At 57.8% G+C, this 22403-nt stretch carries 17 protein-coding genes; 9 read left to right on the plus strand and 8 right to left on the minus strand.

The features are described from left to right. Positions 1-693: 693 nt before the first annotated feature. Entirely contained in the window at positions 694-1581 is an 888-nt protein-coding gene (locus AC3AP7_RS06220; protein ID WP_475764536.1) for an IclR family transcriptional regulator, read from the minus strand. A gap of 449 nt (positions 1582-2030) precedes the next feature. On the opposite strand from AC3AP7_RS06220, the gene AC3AP7_RS06225 reads away from it, so the two are divergent. From AC3AP7_RS06225 to AC3AP7_RS06265, 9 genes are all read left to right on the plus strand, one after another. Then, complete coding sequence (locus AC3AP7_RS06225) at positions 2031-3074, plus strand: homogentisate 1,2-dioxygenase (protein WP_475764535.1); 1044 nt, start codon at positions 2031-2033, stop codon at positions 3072-3074. Between the two features lie 134 nt (positions 3075-3208). Then, entirely contained in the window at positions 3209-4159 is a 951-nt protein-coding gene (locus AC3AP7_RS06230; protein WP_475764534.1) for a 3-keto-5-aminohexanoate cleavage protein, read from the plus strand. Positions 4160-4247: 88 nt separating this feature from the next. Next, a complete protein-coding gene (locus AC3AP7_RS06235; RefSeq protein WP_475764533.1) occupies positions 4248-4628 on the plus strand; it encodes a nuclear transport factor 2 family protein in 381 nt (126 codons plus the stop codon). A gap of 19 nt (positions 4629-4647) precedes the next feature. After that, complete coding sequence (locus AC3AP7_RS06240; RefSeq protein WP_475764532.1) at positions 4648-5415, plus strand: SDR family NAD(P)-dependent oxidoreductase; 768 nt, start codon at positions 4648-4650, stop codon at positions 5413-5415. A 49-nt stretch (positions 5416-5464) separates the two neighbouring features. Continuing rightward, positions 5465-6244, plus strand: a complete 780-nt coding sequence (locus tag AC3AP7_RS06245) for an SDR family NAD(P)-dependent oxidoreductase (RefSeq protein WP_475764531.1) — start codon at positions 5465-5467, stop codon at positions 6242-6244. A 181-nt stretch (positions 6245-6425) separates the two neighbouring features. Continuing rightward, complete coding sequence (locus AC3AP7_RS06250; RefSeq protein ID WP_475764530.1) at positions 6426-7610, plus strand: OmpP1/FadL family transporter; 1185 nt, start codon at positions 6426-6428, stop codon at positions 7608-7610. Positions 7611-7785: 175 nt separating this feature from the next. Beyond that, on the plus strand, positions 7786-8964 hold the full coding sequence (locus AC3AP7_RS06255; RefSeq protein ID WP_475764529.1) for a porin: 1179 nt from the start codon (positions 7786-7788) through the stop codon (positions 8962-8964). Positions 8965-9107: 143 nt separating this feature from the next. Further along, complete coding sequence (locus tag AC3AP7_RS06260) at positions 9108-10451, plus strand: MFS transporter (protein ID WP_475764528.1); 1344 nt, start codon at positions 9108-9110, stop codon at positions 10449-10451. 845 nt (positions 10452-11296) lie between these two features. After that, a complete protein-coding gene (locus AC3AP7_RS06265) occupies positions 11297-12514 on the plus strand; it encodes an FAD-dependent oxidoreductase (RefSeq protein WP_475764527.1) in 1218 nt (405 codons plus the stop codon). Between the two features lie 937 nt (positions 12515-13451). On the opposite strand, the gene AC3AP7_RS06270 is transcribed toward AC3AP7_RS06265, so the two are convergent. From AC3AP7_RS06270 to AC3AP7_RS06300, 7 genes are all read right to left on the minus strand, one after another. After that, complete coding sequence (locus AC3AP7_RS06270; protein WP_475764526.1) at positions 13452-14999, minus strand: methyl-accepting chemotaxis protein; 1548 nt, start codon at positions 14997-14999, stop codon at positions 13452-13454. A 593-nt stretch (positions 15000-15592) separates the two neighbouring features. Then, the gene (locus AC3AP7_RS06275) at positions 15593-17056 is read right to left on the minus strand and encodes an MFS transporter (RefSeq protein WP_475764525.1); all 1464 of its coding nucleotides are present in this window, start codon (positions 17054-17056) and stop codon (positions 15593-15595) included. A gap of 99 nt (positions 17057-17155) precedes the next feature. Next, positions 17156-18139 carry an ornithine cyclodeaminase family protein gene (locus tag AC3AP7_RS06280; protein WP_475764524.1) on the minus strand — a complete coding sequence of 328 codons (984 nt, stop codon included), beginning with the start codon at positions 18137-18139 and terminating at the stop codon, positions 17156-17158. A 7-nt stretch (positions 18140-18146) separates the two neighbouring features. Then, complete coding sequence (locus AC3AP7_RS06285; protein ID WP_475764523.1) at positions 18147-18695, minus strand: hypothetical protein; 549 nt, start codon at positions 18693-18695, stop codon at positions 18147-18149. 27 nt (positions 18696-18722) lie between these two features. Continuing rightward, positions 18723-20186, minus strand: a complete 1464-nt coding sequence (locus AC3AP7_RS06290; protein ID WP_475768051.1) for an NAD-dependent succinate-semialdehyde dehydrogenase — start codon at positions 20184-20186, stop codon at positions 18723-18725. A 34-nt stretch (positions 20187-20220) separates the two neighbouring features. Continuing rightward, on the minus strand, positions 20221-21114 hold the full coding sequence (gene dapA / locus AC3AP7_RS06295) for a 4-hydroxy-tetrahydrodipicolinate synthase (protein WP_475764522.1): 894 nt from the start codon (positions 21112-21114) through the stop codon (positions 20221-20223). 11 nt (positions 21115-21125) lie between these two features. Then, on the minus strand, positions 21126-22247 hold the full coding sequence (locus tag AC3AP7_RS06300; protein ID WP_475764521.1) for a cupin domain-containing protein: 1122 nt from the start codon (positions 22245-22247) through the stop codon (positions 21126-21128). Positions 22248-22403: the final 156 nt, after the last annotated feature.

Consider the following 22403-nt stretch of genomic DNA (forward strand, 5'->3'; position numbering starts at 1 on the left):
TCACGCTCAGACTGAGCGCATTGCAAACGTTTTCTGTGCTTGGAATAGAGCACAGCAATGAATATTCTGGATAAGTAGCACCGATATGGAGCAGTCGGATGCACGTGTAAGGATCATGCACCTCGTGGTGCACGGGAAGTTCGCCTTGACTAGCGGCAGGTTATCAACGGATTGGGGTTGTCGGCGACGCGGATGCGATCCGCTGAGCCCATGCGCTTCGCTGCTTCGCAGTTTGTGGTGTCGATGCTTGGAGCGTGCTCACAGACAATGCATTGTTTCGAAGCGACAATCACGCCCAGTTACGAATGTCTATGATTGGGCCGAAGCACGCTGACGTCCTATTCAAATGCGACTGAACCATCGAAGCAAAGAAGGCTCGCTTCGCAGAGGGTGTAGGAGCATACGTCGCGCCGACTACGGCATGTTTGCATTTGTCCGGCAGTCTAATGTGTACTGCCAGGCAAATCGGCATGTTGCACTGAAGCACTGCTACAAACTCGTTACTGACTCACTGGACAGCCATGCTTTATGCGAGCTGACGGCCTGGTCGCACCGAAGTAACGATCGGCGGCGATGGCTCTTCGCCCCGATCTCGCTGGAATTTTTCGAGACCATTTATTGCATGGCGTCGAGTGGGACAGTCATCGGACAGCGGCGGTGGGTGACTATCATGAAGTTTGGGCTACCCTCGGCTTATTGCACAACGCTTTTCGTCAGCCGATCTGCGGCTTTGACAACCAACTCACCGAGCCTGCGCTCCAGCTTTTGCGTCATCCGCGTCACCGGCGCTGCAATTCCGAGGCCGGCGATCGGCCCGCGTGTCGGATGGCATATCGCGGCAGCAACAGAACATACGCCGGACTGGCTCTCTTCAAAGTTCGTTGCGTATCCACGCTTGCGGACTTCGGTAAGCTCATCTTCGAGCGCAAGGCGCTGCGTGATCGTCTTACCGGTAAATGAGGCGAGCGGGTCCCGAGGGTACAGCGAGCGCACGGCGTCTGTTGGCAGCTTCGCCAACATCGCCTTTCCCGAGCTCGAAGCGTAGGCCGCAAAGACATTTCCGACGGGAACTGAAACACGCAGCGCCTGATTGCTCTCGATTGCATCGACATACCGGACGTTGCTGTGCTCGAGGATAGCCAATTGAATCGTCTCCCCTGTCTCACGGGCTAGTTCTTCCATGACCGGGCGAGCAATCGTTCTCACGTCCATGCGCTGGACTGCGGCGAGCCCGACTTCCATGAGCGCGTTGCCTGGTTTGTAGATCCGGGAGACAGGATCCTGGACGACGAACCCATGGTAGACGAGCATCGCGAGCAGACGGTGCACGGTGGAGTGACCTAGCCCCAGTTCTTCTTTCGCGTCAGACAAACGAACCTGGTTCGAATTTCGGAACAATAAGAGCAGCCGCAGCACATTGTTCACTGATTCCAGCATGTAGCGGGGCGGAGTTGCCTGTGTTGATGAATCCGTGCCGTCCAAGGATTCGACTTCGGTCGTGTCCTCAGCTGAATCTCCTTTCTGCAAGCCAGAAATGGTGCCCTTCGCTTTCGGCGTAGTTGATGCGTCGCGAGTAGTCATTTCATTAAATCCATTCGAGTGCCGGCAGTCCTGCTTAGGACTGGAGATATAACCGTCCCTGCCGGCGCAGTCAACGCCGGAGGCGCTCTGTTTGCAGCCGCGCTCTTGAGGTGCGCTGCTGGCGGTAGGGATTTTCCCTAAGTTTGTGCCTTATTATCCCATTTTTTCTGCAGAGAGGAAAACATTTCCAAATGGAGCTTGACTCTTAATGTCTCGCTGGCGAAAATTGTTTCTGTCAGGTGGACATTGAGGCTCGCCGGTCCATCAGCCACTTGGAAGCTGGAGCAGATCAACACTAGGGCGTTGTGCTTGGATGGTGTGTCTGGGGCCCTCTCGCTAGCTCGCGACGTACGCCAAGTCATCACGCGATGTGTGTCCGCGCACTCGGGAGAGTCAGATACCCGGCTTGCCTGTGCGTAGGACATGCCAAAACGGAAGGAGACTAGAAAATGAAAGACGAAGGTCATGGCGGCAAACCAGCCGCACATCTGTGGACGCGGGAAGGCTTTGCTGGCCCGATGTCCGTCGTAGCGAGTGAAGGCTATGGCCCCGACTATCTGTCGGTCGAAGGGCCTCACGCTCCGCGCCGCGCAGTTCTGAGCCGTTTCGTCCCGCGCGATCGCGATGACGCTAGCGCGCTTCCGAGCGTAGTTGCAACGTCGAAACTGGGCGTCCGCCTCCTCGTATCCGCGCGTAGCCAGTCGATGGCCTTTGTCGCGCGCAATGTCGATGCAGATGAAATTCACTTCATCCAGTCGGGAACGGTCCGCTTCGATACGGAAGTTGGTTGTCTGACAGCGGAGGAAGGAGACTTTGTCTGCATCCCGCGGTCCATTGCGTACCGCTATGGTCCGGTCGGCGCAGAAATGCGGTCTGTCATTGTCGAAAGCCCGACGGCAGTGAAGCTCGCGCCCCCGGCACCTTTCGGTATGGTCAATTTCGCGCGCGACGTGAAGTATGCGGAGGTCGACCCCGAGCTTCGTGCTGGCGGTCCGACCCGTCTGATTCTCAAGGCAGCGGACGGCGAGAACACGGTATTCCAGATGGCGAATGACCCGCTTGCCGTCAAGGCTCGTATGTCGACGAGTGTGCCTGTTTGGAAGCTGAATCTCGCCAAGATTCAGGTCCACACGTACTTGCCCGATGGCGGCCCCCCCAGCTCGTTCCTTGCTTCAGGCGGCGGCGAGCTTCTGATGTTCAACCTCAGCGCCCGCATCACCAACCGGCCTCCGATCCACGTGAACGCTGACTTCGATGAAGTGGTTTGCTACGTGCGAGGACCCGGAGCGTGGGGTGCATGCACGGAACCTGGCACGCTGACGTGGGTTCCGAAAGGCGTCACACACCATGGCCCCTCCGAAAATGTCCCGGAAGGGTATGTCGCCTGGCTGCTGGAGACACGTGCGACTTTGCGGTGGACGCCCGAGGCAATTGCCGCCTCCGATCTGATGGAGACGGGTAACTACGGAATCCATCCGAGCGTGCGCAAGTAAATACGCGCCGGTATGGTGCGCAATAGGTGCGACCACGCCGGCTCTTTCCCGATGCCGGTCTACGGCATGACGATGATGGCTTGGGGTGAAACCCTGCGCCTGGGCCAACTCGACCTTTAAAAAGGAGCTTTATCATGATTGAAAAACTGCCGCTGTGGGAAGCCGCAAAGCAGGAGATGGAGAACTATCACTTCGTCGCCGGCGCTGAAACGCAACCGAAGTGGAACGTTTCGCCGAAGATCGCAATTAACGTTGCAGTTGCGGGCCGTTTTGATGATGGCAAGCCGACGTCAATCCAGACGTACGTCGACGAAGCTTCGCGAGTCATCGAAGCAGGTGCGTGCGGTATCCACATCGACTTCACGTGGGTCACCGACGAGAAGGGCCGGCGTCTCGACCGCGATGTGCCGCCTGTTGAGGCATATTCGTCGGTCCTCGAACCGCTGCGTGCGCGCTTCGGTAACGACTTCGTGTCGAACCTGAATGTTCTGAACGGGACGAGCTTCGATGTGTGCGTTAGCCCTGCCCGTGAAGGACTCGCCGAAGTTGCGCCGTGCGCACCGGGCCACCCGGAAGCGTTTGCAGTTCCGGCAGTGCAGGCGCTGGAGGCGGCTGGCGTCAAGCCGGAACTCGCTGTCCACAGCTCCGGGGAAATCGAGCTGGCCAAGCGCCGCTTCATTGACACGGGCATTCTGCAAAAGCCCTACAACTGGCTGATCCTCTACGGTCTGCCGTTCAACGTGGGCCGTACGCTCGTCTCTGGGACTTGGGTGAGCGATGCGCAGGACATGACGCAACACATGTTCCTGATGGTCGACCAGATCCGCAAGATCGACCCCGAGTCGGTTATCACGGTATGCGCGGCCGGTCGTGCGAGCCTCTACATGACGACCCTCGCTACGATGATGGGGCTTCACATTCGTGTTGGCACCGAAGATACGCCGTGGAAGTACCCCAACAGCGACGCACGCCTCAAGGACAATCTCGAAATGTTCAATATGGCAAAGGACATCGCGGGTCTTCTGGGTCGTACGCCTGCTACCGCAAACGAGTATCGTGCACTGATCGGCAAGCCGGCGCGCTGATATCGAGAAGATGTGTGACGTCACAGCGTGGCGTCACATTTCGTAGTGCGACATAAAAGAAGTAAATCTCTATTAGGAGGAGACTCAAATGACCGTTGAAACTGCGATTTCCCCCTTCGAATATGTCACATCCGTGTACGTCGCTTGCGATTCGATGGACGAGAATCGCTTTGCAGAATTCCTCACGGAGGACTGTACGTTCGTGTATGCCAACGCGGCGCCTGTCAACGGCCGTGCGGCAACGGCCGCATACGTCAAGGCGTTTATGGCCATGATTGCTGGCATTCGCCACGAGGCGCTCGAAGTGTGGCAGTGCGGTGACACCATCATTTCCAAGCTGAAGGTTACGTATACGCGGAAAGACGGGTCGACTCTGGTCGTCCCAGCTATGACAGCGTGGCGTATGCGTGGCCGTGAAATCTCCGAATACCTCATTTACGTAGACGTTTCGCCGCTGTTTTCCAACTAATCCATAGGAGACGCACGTCGTGGCAAGAGATCTCGAGGGAAAGTCGATTGTCGTAACGGGTGGTGGGACTGGGATAGGGCGCGCCGCTGCTCTCGCATGTGCAGCGGCAGGAGCGCGCGTAGTTGTCGCCGATATCGGCGCTGCCGCTGGGCTCCAGACTGTCTCGGCCATACGCGAGCTTGGTGGCGAGGCGATCTTTGTAGAAACCGATGTCTCCAGTGAGACTCAGGTGAAGGCGATGGTCGAGGCTGCGGTAACGTCTTTCGGCAAGCTCGACGGCGCGCTGAACAATGCCGGTCTCGCACAGACCAATCTGCCGCTCCACGAGCTGACGGAGCAGCAGTGGCGCCGTATTCAGAGTGTGAACTACGACGGCGTGTTCTTTTGCATGAAGCATGAGATCGGCGCAATGCTGCAATTCGGCGTCGGTTCGATTGTCAACGTCTCCTCTTCGTTGGGCCGTGTCGCCGTGCCCCGTGCGTCCGAGTACTGTGGCTCAAAAGGGGGCGTACTCGCGCTGACAAAGGGTGCCGCAGTCGACTATGGCGAAAAGGGGATTCGGGTGAATGCGATTCTCCCTGGAGTCACGCGTACGCCAATGATCGAGTCGCTGGCTTCCCATCAGGAGTTCGCTGGTCTGCTGCCTAGGCTTCAGGCGCGCCACGCGCTCGGACGACTTGGTCTCCCGGAGGAAATTGCCGCAGCGGCCGTGTGGTTGCTATCGGACAAAGCGTCCTTTGTCACGGGAGCAGAAGTGCCTGTCGATGGCGGATACCTCGCAATGTAATACGTGGCAGCGCGTATGTAGAACGTCATAAATATTAGGAGGCAAGGGTATGGATCAGGACACGAAAGGGCGTGGCAGGCTTGCAGGCAAAGTCTGTATCATCACTGGCTCCGGTGGGAGCATGGGAAGGGCTGCCGCACTGAGCTTCGCGCGAGAAGGGGCTTTGGTGGTTGGCTGCGACGTATCTGTGGCCGCCGCGAAACAGACCGTCGACCTTGTACGTGCAGAAGGCGGAGAGATGACTTCTCTCGAGCCTTGTGACCTCACGAAACGTGAGGATTGCAAGAAGGTTGTGGATCTTGCGGTGGAGACCTACGGCCGAATCGACGTCTTGTTCAACAATGCAGCGATGGCATGGTTTGCACCGATCAGTGAAATCAGCGACGACGACTGGTACAAGACCATCGATAATGAGCTGAACATCGTGTTCCAGCTGACGCGAGCGGCGTGGAGCCATCTTCTGAAGAGCTCGGGCTCCATCATCAACACCGCATCGTGTTCCGCATGGCAGACATACGCCGCGTTGCCGGGTCTAGCACACTCAGCCGCGAAGGGTGCAATTGTCTCGATGACCCGCCAGTTGGCGCTGGAGGGGCGTAAGCACGGCTTGCGCGCGAACTCAATTTCGCCCGGGTTGATTGAGACTAATCAGACTCGCGAATTCCTGTCCAACAAGGAATGGTCGGAGTCAATGATTGGAAAAATTATGCTGGGCCGGATGGGGCAGCCGGAGGAGGTTGCAGCTACCGCCTTGTTCCTTGCTTCTGACGAAAGCTCATTCATCACCGGGACCGACATCCGCGTCGACGGGGGGACAACGGCGTGGTAGTCGCTGGCTATCGTTGGAACGATATTGAGGTCCGGAAAATCGACGCAGTGAAAGAAAGCCACAGACGAGAGCAGTGTTAAGTGGCCCGTGAGAAAGTCAGGAGCATTTGGGTAGAGGGCAAGCGTTCAATCTGACGGAGATTAGACTGCGCTTGCTCTCCAGACAGAGGATTGGAGACGTGATGGATAAGCGGTTCGGGACAGGTGCTGCAGCTTTGGCATTGTTTAGTATTGCTAATGTTAGTCTGGCAAGCACGGGTATTTATGCCACTGGGTACGGCACACAGGAACAAGGGATGGGGGGCGCGGGTATTGCGGTAGGCGAGTCTGCCCTCGCACCGGCCGAAAACCCTGCGGGCATTGCTTTCTCTGGCGACCGTCTGGATGTCGGGGGTGGGTTATTCGTCATCCACGGTGGTGCACAGCAGGACGGGATCTCCTACGACGCGAAAACTGGCCTGACTCCGATGCCGGAGTTCGGCTACGTCAAGACGCTGTCCCCGCAATTCGTTATGGGTGTTGCCTCGTGGGCGTCTGGAGCCTCCATGAGCTACGGCTTCCCGTACGGCGGCATCCCAGGAAATACGAATACGTATTCGCAGGGTGTCTTTGTTCACGTGGCGCCTACCATTGCATATCGATTCGGAGCGCAGGGAGACAATGCGATCGCAATCTCTGCGGTCGGTGCGCTCTCCACGATCAAAGTGAACGGCGTCGAGGCGCAGACAGGGTTACCCAACCAAGGCAGGCAGTGGACGCCGGGCTATGGTGTCAAGGTCGGTTGGTTGAGCAGACTGACTTCACAGTTTTCGATAGGTGCGTTCTACGCCTCGAAGGTCTACTACCAACCGTGGTCAGCCTACAGCCATATCTTTCCCGACGGCGGTCGTATGGAAGAGCCGGAGCAGTACGGTGCGGGCATAGCGTTTAGGCCGACGCCCAAGTGGCTTCTTGCGTTCGACTGGGTCCGCTTCAACTACGGCAATACGCATCTGTTGGGCAATCCGGTCAACTTCTCGGTGCCCCTCGGAGATCTCAACGGTTCTGGGTTTGGTTTCGAGAATATCAATGCCTATCGGTTCGGTGTGCAGTATGCAGCGACTGATCGCCTTACGCTTCGCGCGGGCTTTGAAATAACCAATCAGGTGTTGACATCGAACAACACGCTCTTCACAAGTCTCGTTCCCGCGACCATGAACAGGACATACACGGTCGGCGCGACGTATCACCTTGGAAAGCAGTCTGAATTGTCAGTCGCCTATGCCATTTCGCCGCGTGTACAGGTCAATGGTACGGGTCCGAGTACGGGGACAAATACCTACGCGCAAAACAACTTTGTTGCGGTCACGTACACGAAGAAGTTCTGAACCACGGATACGGCGGGGGGGCCCCGGTAGTGCTTCCGCTAGTTCAATAGTAGAGACGCAGGTGGCAAACCTGCAGCATCGTTCAGAGAAGCTGTTCAAATAATTACAACAAAAAAGAAAGAGGGCGCTTACGGGCGACAAAGGTTGTCGCCTCTTGCCAGACAAAGGAGCGGAGATGAAGCTTTACAGCAGATTGACGGCGGCGTTACTTGTCGCTGGCTTTAGTGGAATTGCGCATGCGCAGAGCTCGGTGACCCTGTACGGCGTATTTGATCAGGGTCTGTTGGCCGTGACAAATGTGCATGGCGGACACTTATACGAATCATCAGGCGGCTGGCTGTCCGGTTCGCGATGGGGGCTGCGTGGGGCAGAGGATCTGGGCGGAGGCACGCAGGCGATCTTTGTCCTCGAGAATGGCTTCGATGGATCGACTGGATCGTCGTTGCAGGGCGGACGACTGTTTGGGCGACAGGCTTATGTTGGACTAAAGGATCAGTACGGTAGTTTGACCTTCGGTCGACAATACGACATGGTCGTCGATCATCTCGCGATTCAGGGCATGACTGCGGAGATATGGGGCGGAGCCTTCGCATGTAGCCCTGGTGACGTCGACAACCTGTGCAACAGTCGTCGTATGGATAACTCGGTCAAGTATTCCAGCCCGTCGCTCAGTGGCCTGTCATTCGGCGGCGCGTACAGCTTCGGGGGCGTCCCAGGGCAGTTTTCCAAGTCGAGCATTTGGACTCTCGGTACAGATTACTCGTACGGCCCGGTGACCGCTGGCCTTGGCTATTTCAATGTCAACAGCCCGAACACGGCCCAATATGGCGGTGCGGCAGTAGCGGGTACCGCAAACACCTTTACGAATGGCATGAGTTCGTCGCCTGTTATCAGCGGCTTCGCGACGGCGAATCGACAGGAGACGTTTGCGGCGGGCGTGAATTATAACTTCGGGTCCAGCGTGCTCGGTGCTTCCTATACTTACACTCGCTTCGATGACCTTGGGACCTTTAGTGTGGTCGGCGCGCCTGCTCTTAACGGCAATGCGAAGGTGCAGAATGCCGAAGTTCGGTACTCCATCTACATCACGCCGTTCCTGGTGACAGGAATCGCATTTCACTATACGGACGTGGGCTCAGTCGGTACGATCTCCGGCGCGCGCTACCGGCAACTGGATCTCGGGGTCAATTATTACCTGTCGAAACGCACGACCCTCTACGCGGTATTTGCCGGACAATCGGCAAATGGCACGGACTCCACAGGCAAACCGGCTGTCGCCGCACTGGCCTTTGTTTCGCCATCTTCGTCGGGCCGACAGGCCGCTGCCCAGATCGGGATCAGGCATCGGTTCTAGACGGGGTGTGGCGTGGGCGGCCGGCAATTCGCTGCGTGTCGAGCGTTGCTGGCATCCCGTTCTATACAGGCAACGCGTATAGGTTTGGGCTGCACGCGGGGGCTTACAGTCAACAGCATAAGCAGCGGTGAATTGGAGGAGCAATGGATCAGGAACAGATTGACGTTCGGGATTTCCTGGACGCCCAGAGAGGATGTCGCCTTCAGTGGACGGTCGTGGGGATCATCTTTCTCTTTTGCCTTGTTGATGGATTTGATGCGACCGTTATAGGCTTTCTGGCGCCAGCTATCAAGGCTGAGTGGGGGCTGTCAGCCGCCGATCTTGCGCCGATTTTTGGGCTCGGCATGGCAGGGTTGCTCGTCGGTGGTCTGATCTGTGGACCACTTGCGGACCGATTCGGTCGAAAGCCGGTTATTGTTGCTGCTGTCGCCTTCTTCGGTGCAACGACCCTTGGGGCTGCATTCGTCGATAATGTGCGGGCGATGATTGTCCTGCGCTTTCTAACTGGAATCGGTCTCGGCGGTGCGATGCCGATTGCGCTTACCCATCTTGCGGAATTCGCACCAGACAACATGCGTGCTCGCATGACGGCGTGGGCCGGCATAGGCTTCACACTTGGCGGCGCTGCATCGGGGCAAGTTGCTGCGCATTTGGTGGCGCACTTTGGCTGGCGAGGCGTGCTGCTTCTTGGTGTTGCGCTACCTGCGCTTCTTTGCATACTGTTGATCGTGTATTTGCCGGAATCGCTGTGCTATCTCGTTTTGCGAGACGGAAACGAAGCGAAAATCAGGCGCATCGTGAAGCGTATCGACCCGGATTTCACCGGCAGACTTGTTCGGCTCCACGGGGACAATTCTGGCAAGGGGCGAGTGTCTGTCAGAGTGCTCTTCAATAAAGACCTGCGGGTCGTCACGGCGCTGATTTGGGCCACGTATTGTTGCAGCCTCTTCTTGTTCTATCTAATGAGCAGTTGGTTGCCTCTCATCTTGAGTGGGGCAGGTATGGCGCCGTCAATGGCGGCGACCGTATCGTCGGCATTCTTGCTGGCAGGTGCAATAGGCATGCTGTTGTTAGGCGTCGGGATGGACAAGTTTCGCGGAGAACCTGTCTTGGCTGGAGCTTACGCGCTCGGTGCAGTCTTTGTCTGGATGGTGGGCATGGCCACGGGTCCCACGGCGATCACCGCTTTGATTGTCTGTTTTGGGTTGTCAGTAGGCGGAGCGCAAAGCATCATCCCCTCCCTGGTCGCGAGCTGTTATCCGACGGTCGCGCGCGCTACTGGCGTGAGTTGGGCATCGGCGATCGGCCGGGTAGGCGCCTTCTTTGGATCCATCGCGGGAGCGATCGTGTTGAGCCTCCATTTGACGACAGGGCAGATTTTTTCGATGTTAGCCGTGCCCGCTTTGGCCGCGTCGATAGCTCTCTTCACGATGGGACGTGTAAAGAGTAGGTCGGAATCCATTGTGGCCTGCGAATCCGCGCCTTGAACAAGCCGGCCGCGGAAGCTGGCTCCCCTGTCCACTTCGTTGTCGCTCATCAGCAGGGCGTGGAATCTACGCTCGATTGGATTAGCTGACGCGACAAGTGGGCAGTGGAGCCACGCGGTGTGGTTAGTCGTTGCATCGACCTGCATATGCGTAGAGGGGCAGGCAAATCGCGCGTGCCGCAACCGCAGAACGGTTCAATGCTTTCGTCGCTGCCGCCGAGCGATGGCTGGCAGCAGTGACCAAGGCTACCGCGGGAGGTCCCCGCGATGGACATGCACGAACGAATTCGGTCGGCGTGCCCTATGCGCAATTGTGCGACGTAGCGGGCATAACGGTGCGAGTCGCTTGACGGCATCAATTTTTTCTTATATACAATCGACCGTCGAAAAAGAATTGGTCGGCTCGGTAATCCCGACCCCTGCACATCGTGCAGGTCTGCATCGCGCAAGCGGTACCCACGACATCATCCCGGCTGGAGTCGGGCATGGTGTTCCTGTGGGTGACGTTTCGACGGATCTCCCGATCTCCATGTCCGGTTTCAGCAGCTACATGGAGGTCTCATGCCCCGCGAAGTTAAGACTCAGACTGCTGTTCCTGTTATGACGCCATGTGTGATGGCGTCGCTCCGTTACGCCTCCCACGCCTCGTCGAATCCCGGATTCGCTCCTCCATTGGTTACACCGTCGGGTCATAGGATCCTTGGGACGTGGCCGATTGGCTTCGTCGCCGCCTTGCCTCCTGGGCATTCCATACGAACTCCTGCCGTCAAATTGACCGCTGGTGAGGGGCATTGAGCCTTCAGCAGCTACTCCGAACCATTACTTTTATATCGCCCAGGAGTTCACATGACCCTAAAGGTTCTCATCGCCGGCGCAGGTCTCGGCGGTCTCGCCCTTGCGCAGATGCTCAAAGGCGCCGGTGTGGCCGTGGAAGTTTTCGAGCGCGACGCCAGCCCGTTCCAGCGCGCCCAAGGCTACCGTCTCCACATCGACGCTGACGGCGTGGAAGGCGTGAGCGCGGTCTTGCCGCCACATCTACTTGCGCTGTTCGAAGCAACGGCAATGCGCGCGTTGCCTTATACAACCATGGTCAATGCCGACATGTCGCTGAAGAAGCGCATTCCGATTGATACCTACAGCCACACCGAACACCATGTCGCGGCCGGGCTGGCGACACACGTCAACGTCGACCGTGCAGTACTGCGCCAGATCCTGCTAACCGGGCTCGATGATGTCTGTCACTACGGCAAGGCGGTGACAGGCTATGAAAGCGATGGCAATGGGGTCTCGGCCATTCTCGCTGACGGAACAAGGGTGACTGGGGATTTGTTGGTCGGTGCGGATGGCATCAACTCCGCAATCCGTCAGCAGCGCGCTCCTCATGCGCAGACAATGGATACGGGTGTGCGTTGCATCTATGGTCGTCTGTCGGCCTCTGAGGCTCGCCGACTTGCCCCGGCTCACGTCACAGCAGATGTCTTTACCCTTAGTTCGGACGAGCGAAAGGTTCTTCTCGGCATGGGCGGTGTGCTTTTCCCGATGGAGCCCTCGGCCGCTTCGAGATGCCTTGCTCCGGAAGCCAATCTTCCCGCTCGCGAAGACTACGTCGCCTGCATCGTCGCCGCCCGTTCTAAATTCATCGGCGCGGACGATGCCGAATTGCGTAGGGCTGACAGCGACGAACTCCAGCAACTCGCCATCTCACTGATCACGGACTGGCCGGATGATAGCAAGAGGTTGGTCGCAGCCGGCGAACGCGGCTCGTTTTTCTACGTGGAGATGTACAGCTCCATCCCTTGCAATCTCGGGTCCTCTCCCAATGTCACTCTGCTTGGCGACGCGGCACATGCTATGTCGCCGAGCCTCGGGCGCGGGGCCAATGTTGCGCTACGCGACGCGGCTAACCTTGGGCGTCAGCTGCTCGCGGTAGAAAGTGGAGGACTCGCGCTGGGAGATGCCATGCGCATCTATGAGGAGGGCATGACCGCATATGGATTCGAAGTCGTTCGCAATGCGGCGAATAAGGGCGCAATGGTAATCGGCCAAAACCCGCTGCCGGAATAAACACAGATGTCGACGAAGGCGGCCTTACGAGCTGCCTCGTTGTCTCGATTTAGATTCCGCGGATGTAAACTGGTGAACAATAAAATTCACCAGTTTCGTTCGCAGATTCGCCCGTGGAGATTGGCGTTGCACTTTGTTCCAGGGGGTAGCGTGTAGTGCGAAGCGAGCACGGCTCTAGGTAGTGTCCAAGCGTCAGATGGGAGGACTGGCATCATGGGCAGTGGACTCGTACGGGCTTATCTCAGCTTGGGACCAATCTGTGAGCGTGCGCGTGCCGATGGCACCGCTCCAGGCGTTTGCCCAGCGCGTCGCCATCGTGCGCTCACCTGCACTATTCGCATCCAGCAATCGCTGGATGGCAACACGTAGACGGCACATTGCGTACCTCTTCCGCTGCGTCGCGATGCTTGCCGATCCCACCGCATGTGGGTACGCAGCGGAACGCTGCTCCTGCTGTAGTGGGGGGCAGTCGCTCGGTGGACGAATGGAAGGTAGCCCTGATGGGCGCTCCTGGATAGTCACATAATCGTCGGGCGGTGTAGGCACAAAAGCCGCGTCAACCGCCTCAGCGAGCCTATCAAGCGCCCGATCTCCGTCATGTTGTGCTGCAGCCTCGCAGTCGAATCCCGCTTCGCTGTAGGCAATCACTTTGAAGCCGCTGCACGGACCTCTGGGGACCGTAATACCCCAGTGCCAACTGCCGTCTTGTTCGAAGATGTGCAGCCTCGGAGGTGGGTGTGCAGTAAGCGGTCGAGACGTCATCATGGCGTGGGCTCCTTGCTAAAATACAGCTATACACTACAAAACATTTGGATCTATTTAATTCTTGTGGCCCGGTAAATGCGTAAGGCGGAGCGGAGGAGATTTCTCTTGTCGAAATACTTGTACGACGGTGCCATTATCAAGAAGCGCCACATCGAACGTCTCGTCACCGCTTTCAGCCGTTCAGTTTGAATACCGACACAGAGCGAGCTAGATGATTCGCTTCCTCGCGTAACGCGTTCGCCGTCGCCGACGCATTCTCTACCATCGCCGCGTTTTGCTGAACGCCTTTGTCCATCTGTGTGACAGCGCGATTGATTTGGTCGATACCCGCGGACTGTTCTTGGCTCGCGGCGGAAATCTCGCTCATGATCGATGCAACGCGTCGAATACTGTCCACGACTTCAGTCATAGTCGCTCCAGCCTCGTCGACCTGTCGGCTACCCGCGCTAACGTTAGCGACGGAACCGTCGATAAGTGTCTTGATTTCTTTCGCTGCCTGCGCCGAACGCTGCGCGAGAGTACGCACTTCGGAAGCGACAACGGAGAACCCTCGTCCATGGTCGCCAGCTCGCGCGGCCTCGACAGCTGCATTGAGCGCGAGAATATTGGTCTGAAAGGCAATGCCTTCAATTACGCCAATGATTTCGCCGATTCGCTGCGACGACTCGTTGATCCGTGTCATCGTCTCGACCACGCGCTGTACAGCGGCTCCTCCTTGCGAGGCGACCACTGATGCGGATCGGGCCAGCTCATCCGCCTGGAGCGCGTTGTCGGCGTTTTGCTTCACAGTCGAGCTCAATTGTTCCATTGACGAAGCAGTTTCCTCCAGGGAGGCTGCTTGCGACTCGGTGCGCGCTGACAAGTCTAAATTGCTTGCAGCTATCATTTCCGTGGTGGAACCGATGTTGTCGGAGCTATCGCGGACTTCGGTGACCATTCGGATCAAGCTCTCATTCATATGCTGTAGCGCGGCCAGTAAGCGTCCCGTCTCATCCTGTGACCTGATATCAATTTTCAGGGACAAGTCGCCGCGTGCAACGCGTTGTGCAATTTCAACTGCGTTGGAAAGTGGGTCAGAAATTGCACGAATCAGCCACCAGCCGAGGATGGTGGCTGCCAACATACCGCCGCCGACGGCTACAAGTGAGAGGGTGCGTACAAGCTCATAGTTCGTTTGCGATTGTTCATATTCTTGGTGACCGGCCTCCATCTGAATCGCAATTAGCCCATCGAGGCCGTTCTGCACGGGCGCGTATAGCGATTCCATGGGGCCATGCACAATAGCGGCAATGCGTGCGGAATCGTGGACTTGCATCGCCTCCATAGCCGGCTTGACGCCCTGCCCGAAGAACTGGCCAAACGCTGCGACGAGTGCGTCTCCCTTCGCCTTCTCGTTTGCCGAAAGTCCGCCGGCACTGTACTCAGCCCATGCCTTGTTGCCTTCCGCAAGATCGCCCTTGAGTCGCGCTAGTCTAGTCTCCGTCGCCTCTTGGCTTGCGTCGTCGGCGGAGGACGCGACGGAGTAACGTATGCGGTTGAGCGATCGCACCATCGAATCCAGGCGCTCCATAGAGAGCAAACGATTCTCATAGACTGTCTTCAACGATGCGTTCACACGGCTCAGGCTGTGCAAGCCGAGCAAGCCAGTGGCGGTCAGGAGCAGACAAAGGAAACCAGTTACTAAGACCAGTCGTAACTTGATGGTGAGCCAGCTAAACATGTACATCGTCTCCTATTTATTCGGCAGCGAATCCCAAGCGGTATGCATCCACAAAGGTGACGCTGCTCGTGACTACAGTTCAAGTAACTCTCTCCTAGACCCTACGCATCGCATCGTAAGGTCGCTGCACGGACTTCCTGGTCAGTGCAGCCTAAAGAGTCGTTTTCGGGGGCATGCTCTGGATCGGACACCCGCGCTAAATGCGCGTGGGGGCACGGTGGAAGCACATCGCAGGGTGGGGCCGAGCCGGTGGGTAGATGCGCCACGTTCCGTCATGGTGACGGAAGAAAAACATCGCGACTTGTATCCCAGCCCTGAATGCCTCGATATACACATAGCGTTCCTTGGGGTATCGCCTGTTTCTATACCGTGTAACTCGAACCGGCTTCGTCGAATCAGGGACGAGCCAGTGCGCAACCGTCGAGTGAAGGGAACTTTCTCGTCTAGCCATCTTGCGCTCCATCAGACTACTTCGGGTCGCAGTCCCATCGCTACGTCCGTGGGAAACACCCCTGCTTTCAGACAAAACCCTCAACTGCGCCTGGCGATGTTGTTGTTAAGTGCTGAATTGCGAGCGCGAGCAGCTCGAGGTACTAGTGCGGATAACCTTTGGCGGCGTCCGCTTTGCTTCCAATTTCGTCGATTGCGTCCTTGTTGCTCTTCCCAGTGCTGTTGGCCCTTGGGGCGCCATAGACCAGGAGAGCGGTCAATAGGACAGCGACTGCCACAATGCTGAAGACTAAGTCGTAGGAGCCGGAGAGTTGCCTCGTGATGCCGGCAATCACCGGACCAAGCATTGCTCCAATTCGCGCTATTCCCAGAAACATCCCGACGCCGGTTCCGCGAATTTCGGTGGGGTAAGAAGATGCCACCAAATTGTTCAGAACGACCTGGGATCCGACGACAAAGATTCCGGCAGCTGCGACGGCCGCCATCGTCGAAAGAGGCGTCTGGGAACGCGCGAGTGCGCTGATGGCGACGGCGCCGAGTACATAGCTCAGTGCGATGACACGACGACGGTCGCCAACTCGATCAGCTATCGCAGCAGTTAACAGGCCACCACCGACGGCACAGGCCGCGAGAAGCGAGCCGTAAGCGAAGCTTGCCGAGAGCTTGCCGCCACGCGCGAGCATGATGGTAGGCAGCCACGTCGACAGACTGTAGGCGGAGAACAGGCTGAGCATGCCCGCTGCCCAAAAGCAAATCGACCGTGCGAGGTATGTGCGCGATAGCAACTGCCCGAATGAGGCCTTCTTCTCCTCATGCTTAGAGGAAAATTGAGCTAATGCATACGTCGTTGCGCGATCGGGATGAATTTTCGCCAGCAGTGCCGTGAGCGCTGCCCAACGAGAGCGGCTTGCCAGGAAATGCGGCGATTCGGGTAGCCGATGAAGCAGCACACTGACGGGTAACATCACCGCCCCCGCAAAGTAGAGACTTTGCCAGCCGTAGCGGGGCGCAAGCCATGCTGCAATGAGTCCCGCCGACGATGCTCCGCCTAGCCAGCCCAAGGAAAAGAACCAAGCCGTGAAGAGATTCGATGCGCGGGAAGGGGCAATCTCGTTTATGTAGGTAATTGCAACGGGCATGAGCAGCCCAAGCGAGAGTCCCATGACGAAGCGGAGCGCAATATACGAATGCAGATCGCGCGCGAGGCACGCAATCGCGAGACTCATGGCGCTGGAGGTCCAGCATCCGACAAGGAGAACAGTTCTGCGGCCGAACCGGTCGGCGAAGAATCCTGACATTGTCGAACCGGCAGCGAATCCGGCTAGTCCGCTCGAGAGCAATGCGCCGATTTGTTGTGCTGTGAGCTGCCACGCCACAGCAACGTAGTGGACGATGTACGCCGCGTTATACAGGTCATACCCGTCAAACAACAGAATCAGTGAAATCAGGAGACCGAGCTTGATGTGGAACGGCCTTAATGGAGCGGATTCTATTTCGTTGGATATATCGATTATGCCGGGGGAGGCGACCGCTTGCCGAAGCCCAGCCCCGTCCGGGGGATTTTTGCCTTGTTTGGTAGAGTGTGCCACGCTTGGGCTGATGCTCACGTTTCGTCTCCGTAATGTAATTCTATGAGGGGCGCAGCTTGCGGAGTAGTCAGTAACGGGCAGGCTTGAGCTGCGCCCCTGTTTGGCTCGTCGCGGCGGTCAGGAAAGTCGCGGAGGGATGCGAACTGGCGTTGGTAGCTCGATTCCTACCCCGGCACGAGTGGCACGCGCGAGGATCTCGACGCCAAGTGCGAGGTCGGAAACACCCATGCCCATCGCCTTGAATACAGTGATGTCGTCGCTGGCGCTTCGAGCCCGCTCGCCTGCGACGACGTCACACAAAGACGATACCGCGTCCCATCGCTGCGATTTGCCGTACGTACGGATCAGCTCGGTTGACAGCTTTTGAGCTGCCGGTAGGTCGTCGACGACGGCGCGGGTGCATCGCGAAAACACTTCGTCATCCAGTTCGAGGCGCTCCTCAGTGATTGCGCCGACTGCATTGATATGGGTGCCCGGTGCGACCATCGAAGCTGCGAGGAACGGTTGCTTTGCACGCGTCACGGTTGTGATGATCGGAGCATCCTTTACCGCTTCCTCAACAGATTTCGACTCTTCAATTTCGATGCCGGGGAATGATTTGCGGGCACGCTCGACGAATGCGAGACGCTTCTCCGGTGTCGGACTGAAGACCCTTACCTGACGCAGCGGGCGAACGGCCGCGACAGCAGCGAGTTGCGCGAGCGCCTGCTTGCCGGTGCCGATTAGCGCCAGCACGTCTGCGTCGCGTCGCGCCAGCCAACGTGTTGCCACCCCTGAAATGCTACCGGTGCGCATTTGCCCGAGGGCGAACGCTTCGATAATCGCCTTCAGTTGTCCAGTGCCGGAATCGAAGAGGATGAGCAATGGACAAGTACCGCCGGTGGTATGCGCCCACGTTTTCGTTCCCACGAGCCCACTTCCCGGAACGCTCGCGCCAATTGCGTGGAGATTGTTCTCCCCCCATGCGACGTGAGTCTTGACCATGTTTCGGGCGTCACCACTTGCCTGAAGCGCGAGCCCCTGTTCGAGAGCTCCAATAGCGTCGGGCAAGCTCATCAGGTCCACGACGTTCTGCTCGGAAATCCAGATCGGTGAAGTCATAGGACTATCATTCCTCAAAAATCGAAGGCACCGGCGGCGCCAGTTGCAACGTGTTGACCACGATAGCGTGGGTGATATAGCGGCCGATCAGCAGTGCGAAAGCCATCGCTTCCGAGGCGGGGACGAGGCTCGCGAAAGCCTCGAACTCCTGCTCGACGCCGATGCCTCGCTTGTTGAGCGCAGCGAGTGCATAGACTTGTGCGGTGGTCTCGACCTCTGTGAATGTATCGGCAGCGGCCGGGTCGAGTTTGGTAACCTGGGCAATCCACTCGCGGGGAAAGCCCAGTTTCACGCTTAAGCGCTCGTGCTGATGACGCTCGTACCGATTTTCCATGTAGCTGGCGACTGTCAATGCACCGAGCTCGGTGAGGCGGTCGGGAAGGGCGTTCTTTAGTGCATCGGTGAAGTGCATGAACTGAAGAATCACGTCGGGAGCATTCCCTGCGCATTTGAAGAGTTCACCGAGATACCCCAGCCGCTTGACCCGAGGTTCAAGGTAGGCTGCGAGGTCGGGGCGTAGCGATTGCATTTCGAGGCGCGGAATCTGTGTGCTCATGTTTGTCTCCAGTAACTAATCTGTCTGTCAGAATGCACCAGCCAGCACGCCAGCCTTGATTTCCAGGTAGTCGTCGATGCCATAGCGAGAACCTTCGCGCCCGACGCCGGAGGCCTTTATGCCGCCAAATGGAACCACTTCCGACGAGATTGCACCTGTGTTGATGCCGACCATGCCCGTTTCGAGTGCCTCGAAAACGCGAACGATGCGTTCCATGCCGGTAGCGAAGAAATAGCTCGCAAGACCGAACTCGGTATCGTTGGCAAGTGCGATTCCCTCGGCTTCCGTGGCGAATCGGGTGATCGGTGCGACGGGGCCGAATGCTTCCTCGAGGAATATGCGCATGTCCGGCTCAACATTCCGGACGACGGTCGGCTCGAAGAAGTTGCCGCCCAGAGCGTGACGGCTGCCGCCGACCGTTACGGTGGCGCCTCGCATGTCGGCCTCCTCGATTAGCTCAGTCACACGGGCAATGGCGTCGGCATTGATGAGTGGGCCTTGATCAACGCCTTCTACAGTTCCCGGCCCGACGCGCAACTGGGAGACGGCCTCTTCGAATGCGTTACAGAAAGCGTCGTATACGCCGTCCTGTACGAGAAATCGGTTCGTACAAACACAGGTTTGTCCTGAATTCCTGAACTTGGAGAACATCGCCGCTGCAACGGCCTTCGACACGTCTGCATCGTCAAAGACGATAAACGGAGCGTTGCCGCCAAGTTCCATGGAGACTTTCTTGACTGTCGCTGACGACTTGGCCATCAACTCCTGTCCGACTTCAGTCGAGCCAGTAAAAGTCAACTTGCGTACCAGCGGATTGCTGCATAGTTCGTCGCCAATCCGGCGAGCGCTACCAGTGACGACATTGATCACACCAGGAGGCACGCCTGCCTCCTCAGCAAGTACAGCAAGCGCCAGTGCGGTGAACGGAGTCGCACTGGCTGGCTTCAGCACCACTGTGCAACCTGCTGCTAGTGCTGGCCCGATCTTGCGCGTCACCATCGCCGCTGGGAAATTCCATGGTGTGACGGCCGCGCACACGCCAATTGGCTGTTTCAGAACGAGGATGCGATTACCCTCGACTGGAGCAGGGAGGATGTCTCCGTTCACGCGTTTCGCCTCTTCGGCGAACCATTCGATGAACGAGGCAGCGTAGCGAATTTCCCCGCGAGCCTCGGCTAGCGGCTTGCCTTGTTCCGTCGTGAGAATGAGCGCGAGGTCTTCAATGTTTTCGAGGACCTTGTCGTACCACTTCTGCAATACCTGCGCGCGATGCTTTGCGGTGGTGTGCTTCCAGCTGTCAAAGGCCGTGGCCGCCCGCGCGATGGCGGTCTTTACGGCGCCCACGTCGAGGTCGGGCACATATCCAACCGTCTTTCCCGAGGCTGGATCACGCACGATGACCTTCGGGCCGGTCCCAGCTTCAATCCACTCTCCGCCGATGTACGCGGCCTCGCGTAACAAATCGGGACGACCAAGCGCGAGCGTCGCCATTTCGTCTGACCTCTTGTCCATGGGCGCCCGGTCCTTAGATCAAACCTGCACGCTCGAGGACGCCGTCAAGGCGCTTTTCGAGTTCGGGTGTTGCAGGCACCATCGGGAGACGGTGTTCGTTGCTCGGCAGCAGGCCCATCCGCTTCATCATGTACTTGATGGGAATCGGATTCGTATCGAAGAAAACGGAAAGATTCAGATCGAACAGGTCGAAATGCAGCTTTCGGCCAGCTTCGAGGTCACCGCGTGCGACGACTTCACAAAGATCCGCGACCTTGCGCGGTGCGAGATTCCCGACCGCGTTCATCAGGCCGCATGCGCCAACTGCGAGCATCGGGAAGCTCAGTTCCTCAAGCCCAACGAACACGCGCCAGTCAGGACCGAATGCATCGAGCATGTGGGTAACGAAGCCCATGTCATTCACTGCGTGCTTCATGCCGACGAGGTTCGGCGCGCGTTCCTTGATGGCCTTGACGGTGGCCAGGTCCATGCTGACTGCTGCACGGCCAGGGATGTGGTAAATCAGAATCGGGCGGTCGGTCCGACCGGCAACGTCAACGTAGTATTCGACGAGACCACGTTGAGGCGGTCGGATGTAATAGGGCGTCACGACCAGCAGGCCGTCGACACCAGCCTTGTCCGCGTGTACGGTCAGTTCGAGCGTCTCGGCAAGTGACTGCGAGCCGGTGGCCGCGAGAACCGGAACACGCCCAGCGGCCGCTTCAATTGCGACGTCCACGAGACGGTTGCGCTCGCTCACGGTGAGCGTGCTAGGTTCCGCGGTGGTGCCGTTCACGAGCACGCCGTGGCCGCCGTTGGCAATTTGCCAGTCGACGAGACGCGCGTACGTTTCATAGTCGACGACGCCGTTGCGGAACGGTGTGACGATTGGGGTAATCGACCCTTGCAGGGCAGAAAGTTGGTTCATGAAGATTCCCCTTAGGCAGCCGTTGCGCTGCGGTTGGTCTCGAATCCCGTCTGGGTGCCGAGCAGCGCCGGAGCTTCTTTCATGCTTTCCTGCCAGAGCAGCGACTCCATGTGGATGTTGAGCGGCTGATCCTGAATCGTCAGTTCATAAACCGACTCGTCGTGCGACGCGTGGTTATGTACGGCCCAGCCCGGCGCCGACAGCATCAGGTCGCCCGCTTTCCAGTCATAGCGATTGCCGGCCACCATGCTGTGACCCGAACCCGAGAAGTAGTAGTTGATTGCGGCGGATACGTGGCGGTGCGGGCGGTCAACAATCTTCGGCGGGCGAATCGTCATCGTCGCGAAGAAGTTCGGCGTAATGCCGTTCGTTCGACCAGTCGTCGGGTTGTACATCATGTAAAGACGTCGGCCGATGTAGTCGCTGCCAAGCGCTGCGAGTTTGTCGAGTTCCGCCTTTACGTTTTCCCACGGAAAGTGAAGCGGCTTCGATTCCACAACCTTCGGGTTGATCAGCGTTTCGTACGGCATCAGCAGACCGCCTTCGGTGCCGATCGGGAACGTACCGAACGGGTTCTTGCGGCGGGGGTCGTCATCGGCATGCATAATCGCAGGCCCGCTTTCGACATCAAGAGCAACGTCGAAATCGGGAACGTAGATTTCCATATGCTGCAGCAGCGGAATGTTCGAATAGGTCAGTCGAACTTGGATTTCGTCCGTGTCGTTGATGTGTTGATATGCAACGTACGAAGGGTGATTCCAGACGTCGTACTGGCGGAACGAAATGGAGCGGCCCGCAACGATAGTGCGACCGCCGCCACGGATGCAGAAGTTCACTTCGGTCGCGTTATGGCGCATCGGTCGCGTCGATTCGCCGGGCAGCAGCACTTGCAGTACCACTTGGATACCGGGCGCGAGACCAGGGCTGGTGCGGTCTGCGGCCGGGTGAACGATCAGCGACTGGCGACGACCATCTTCAGGAGCCGGCAGTGCCGCAAGCCGTTCAACTTCCGCCTCGATTTCTTCGCGAGTGATGACAACCGGGTCCCAATAGTGGTTGTCGCGGGGACGTGAACCGGTTTGGTCGATGAACAAGGCTTCTTGTGTTGCGAAGTCGTGTTTGAGGTCGTGCATTGTTTCCTCCTGCTCCTGGACTGTTAGTGGTTATCCGATGGCAATCGCTGGACTGCCTCTGCGATGCCAAACGATAGGCTTCGCACCTTTAATAATCAAGATTGAGAATTCAAATCAATATAAAGGCATGGTCAGCCATTTTGGGGGCAGAGAATG

It is taken from the genome of Paraburkholderia sp. PAMB 6770 (assembly GCF_057748135.1).

What these genes read in the sequence shown, in the direction of transcription:
- AC3AP7_RS06300 (WP_475764521.1), bottom strand. Translation starts at nt 22,247, where the DNA reads ATGCACGACCTCAAACACGACTTCGCAACACAAGAAGCCTTGTTCATC.
- AC3AP7_RS06285 (WP_475764523.1), bottom strand. Translation starts at nt 18,695, where the DNA reads ATGAGCACACAGATTCCGCGCCTCGAAATGCAATCGCTACGCCCCGAC.
- AC3AP7_RS06225 (WP_475764535.1), top strand. Translation starts at nt 2,031, where the DNA reads ATGAAAGACGAAGGTCATGGCGGCAAACCAGCCGCACATCTGTGGACG.
- AC3AP7_RS06290 (WP_475768051.1), bottom strand. Translation starts at nt 20,186, where the DNA reads ATGGCGACGCTCGCGCTTGGTCGTCCCGATTTGTTACGCGAGGCCGCG.
- AC3AP7_RS06265 (WP_475764527.1), top strand. Translation starts at nt 11,297, where the DNA reads ATGACCCTAAAGGTTCTCATCGCCGGCGCAGGTCTCGGCGGTCTCGCC.
- AC3AP7_RS06255 (WP_475764529.1), top strand. Translation starts at nt 7,786, where the DNA reads ATGAAGCTTTACAGCAGATTGACGGCGGCGTTACTTGTCGCTGGCTTT.
- AC3AP7_RS06220 (WP_475764536.1), bottom strand. Translation starts at nt 1,581, where the DNA reads ATGACTACTCGCGACGCATCAACTACGCCGAAAGCGAAGGGCACCATT.
- AC3AP7_RS06235 (WP_475764533.1), top strand. Translation starts at nt 4,248, where the DNA reads ATGACCGTTGAAACTGCGATTTCCCCCTTCGAATATGTCACATCCGTG.
- AC3AP7_RS06280 (WP_475764524.1), bottom strand. Translation starts at nt 18,139, where the DNA reads ATGACTTCACCGATCTGGATTTCCGAGCAGAACGTCGTGGACCTGATG.
- AC3AP7_RS06260 (WP_475764528.1), top strand. Translation starts at nt 9,108, where the DNA reads ATGGATCAGGAACAGATTGACGTTCGGGATTTCCTGGACGCCCAGAGA.
- AC3AP7_RS06270 (WP_475764526.1), bottom strand. Translation starts at nt 14,999, where the DNA reads ATGTTTAGCTGGCTCACCATCAAGTTACGACTGGTCTTAGTAACTGGT.
- AC3AP7_RS06245 (WP_475764531.1), top strand. Translation starts at nt 5,465, where the DNA reads ATGGATCAGGACACGAAAGGGCGTGGCAGGCTTGCAGGCAAAGTCTGT.
- dapA (WP_475764522.1), bottom strand. Translation starts at nt 21,114, where the DNA reads ATGAACCAACTTTCTGCCCTGCAAGGGTCGATTACCCCAATCGTCACA.
- AC3AP7_RS06230 (WP_475764534.1), top strand. Translation starts at nt 3,209, where the DNA reads ATGATTGAAAAACTGCCGCTGTGGGAAGCCGCAAAGCAGGAGATGGAG.
- AC3AP7_RS06250 (WP_475764530.1), top strand. Translation starts at nt 6,426, where the DNA reads ATGGATAAGCGGTTCGGGACAGGTGCTGCAGCTTTGGCATTGTTTAGT.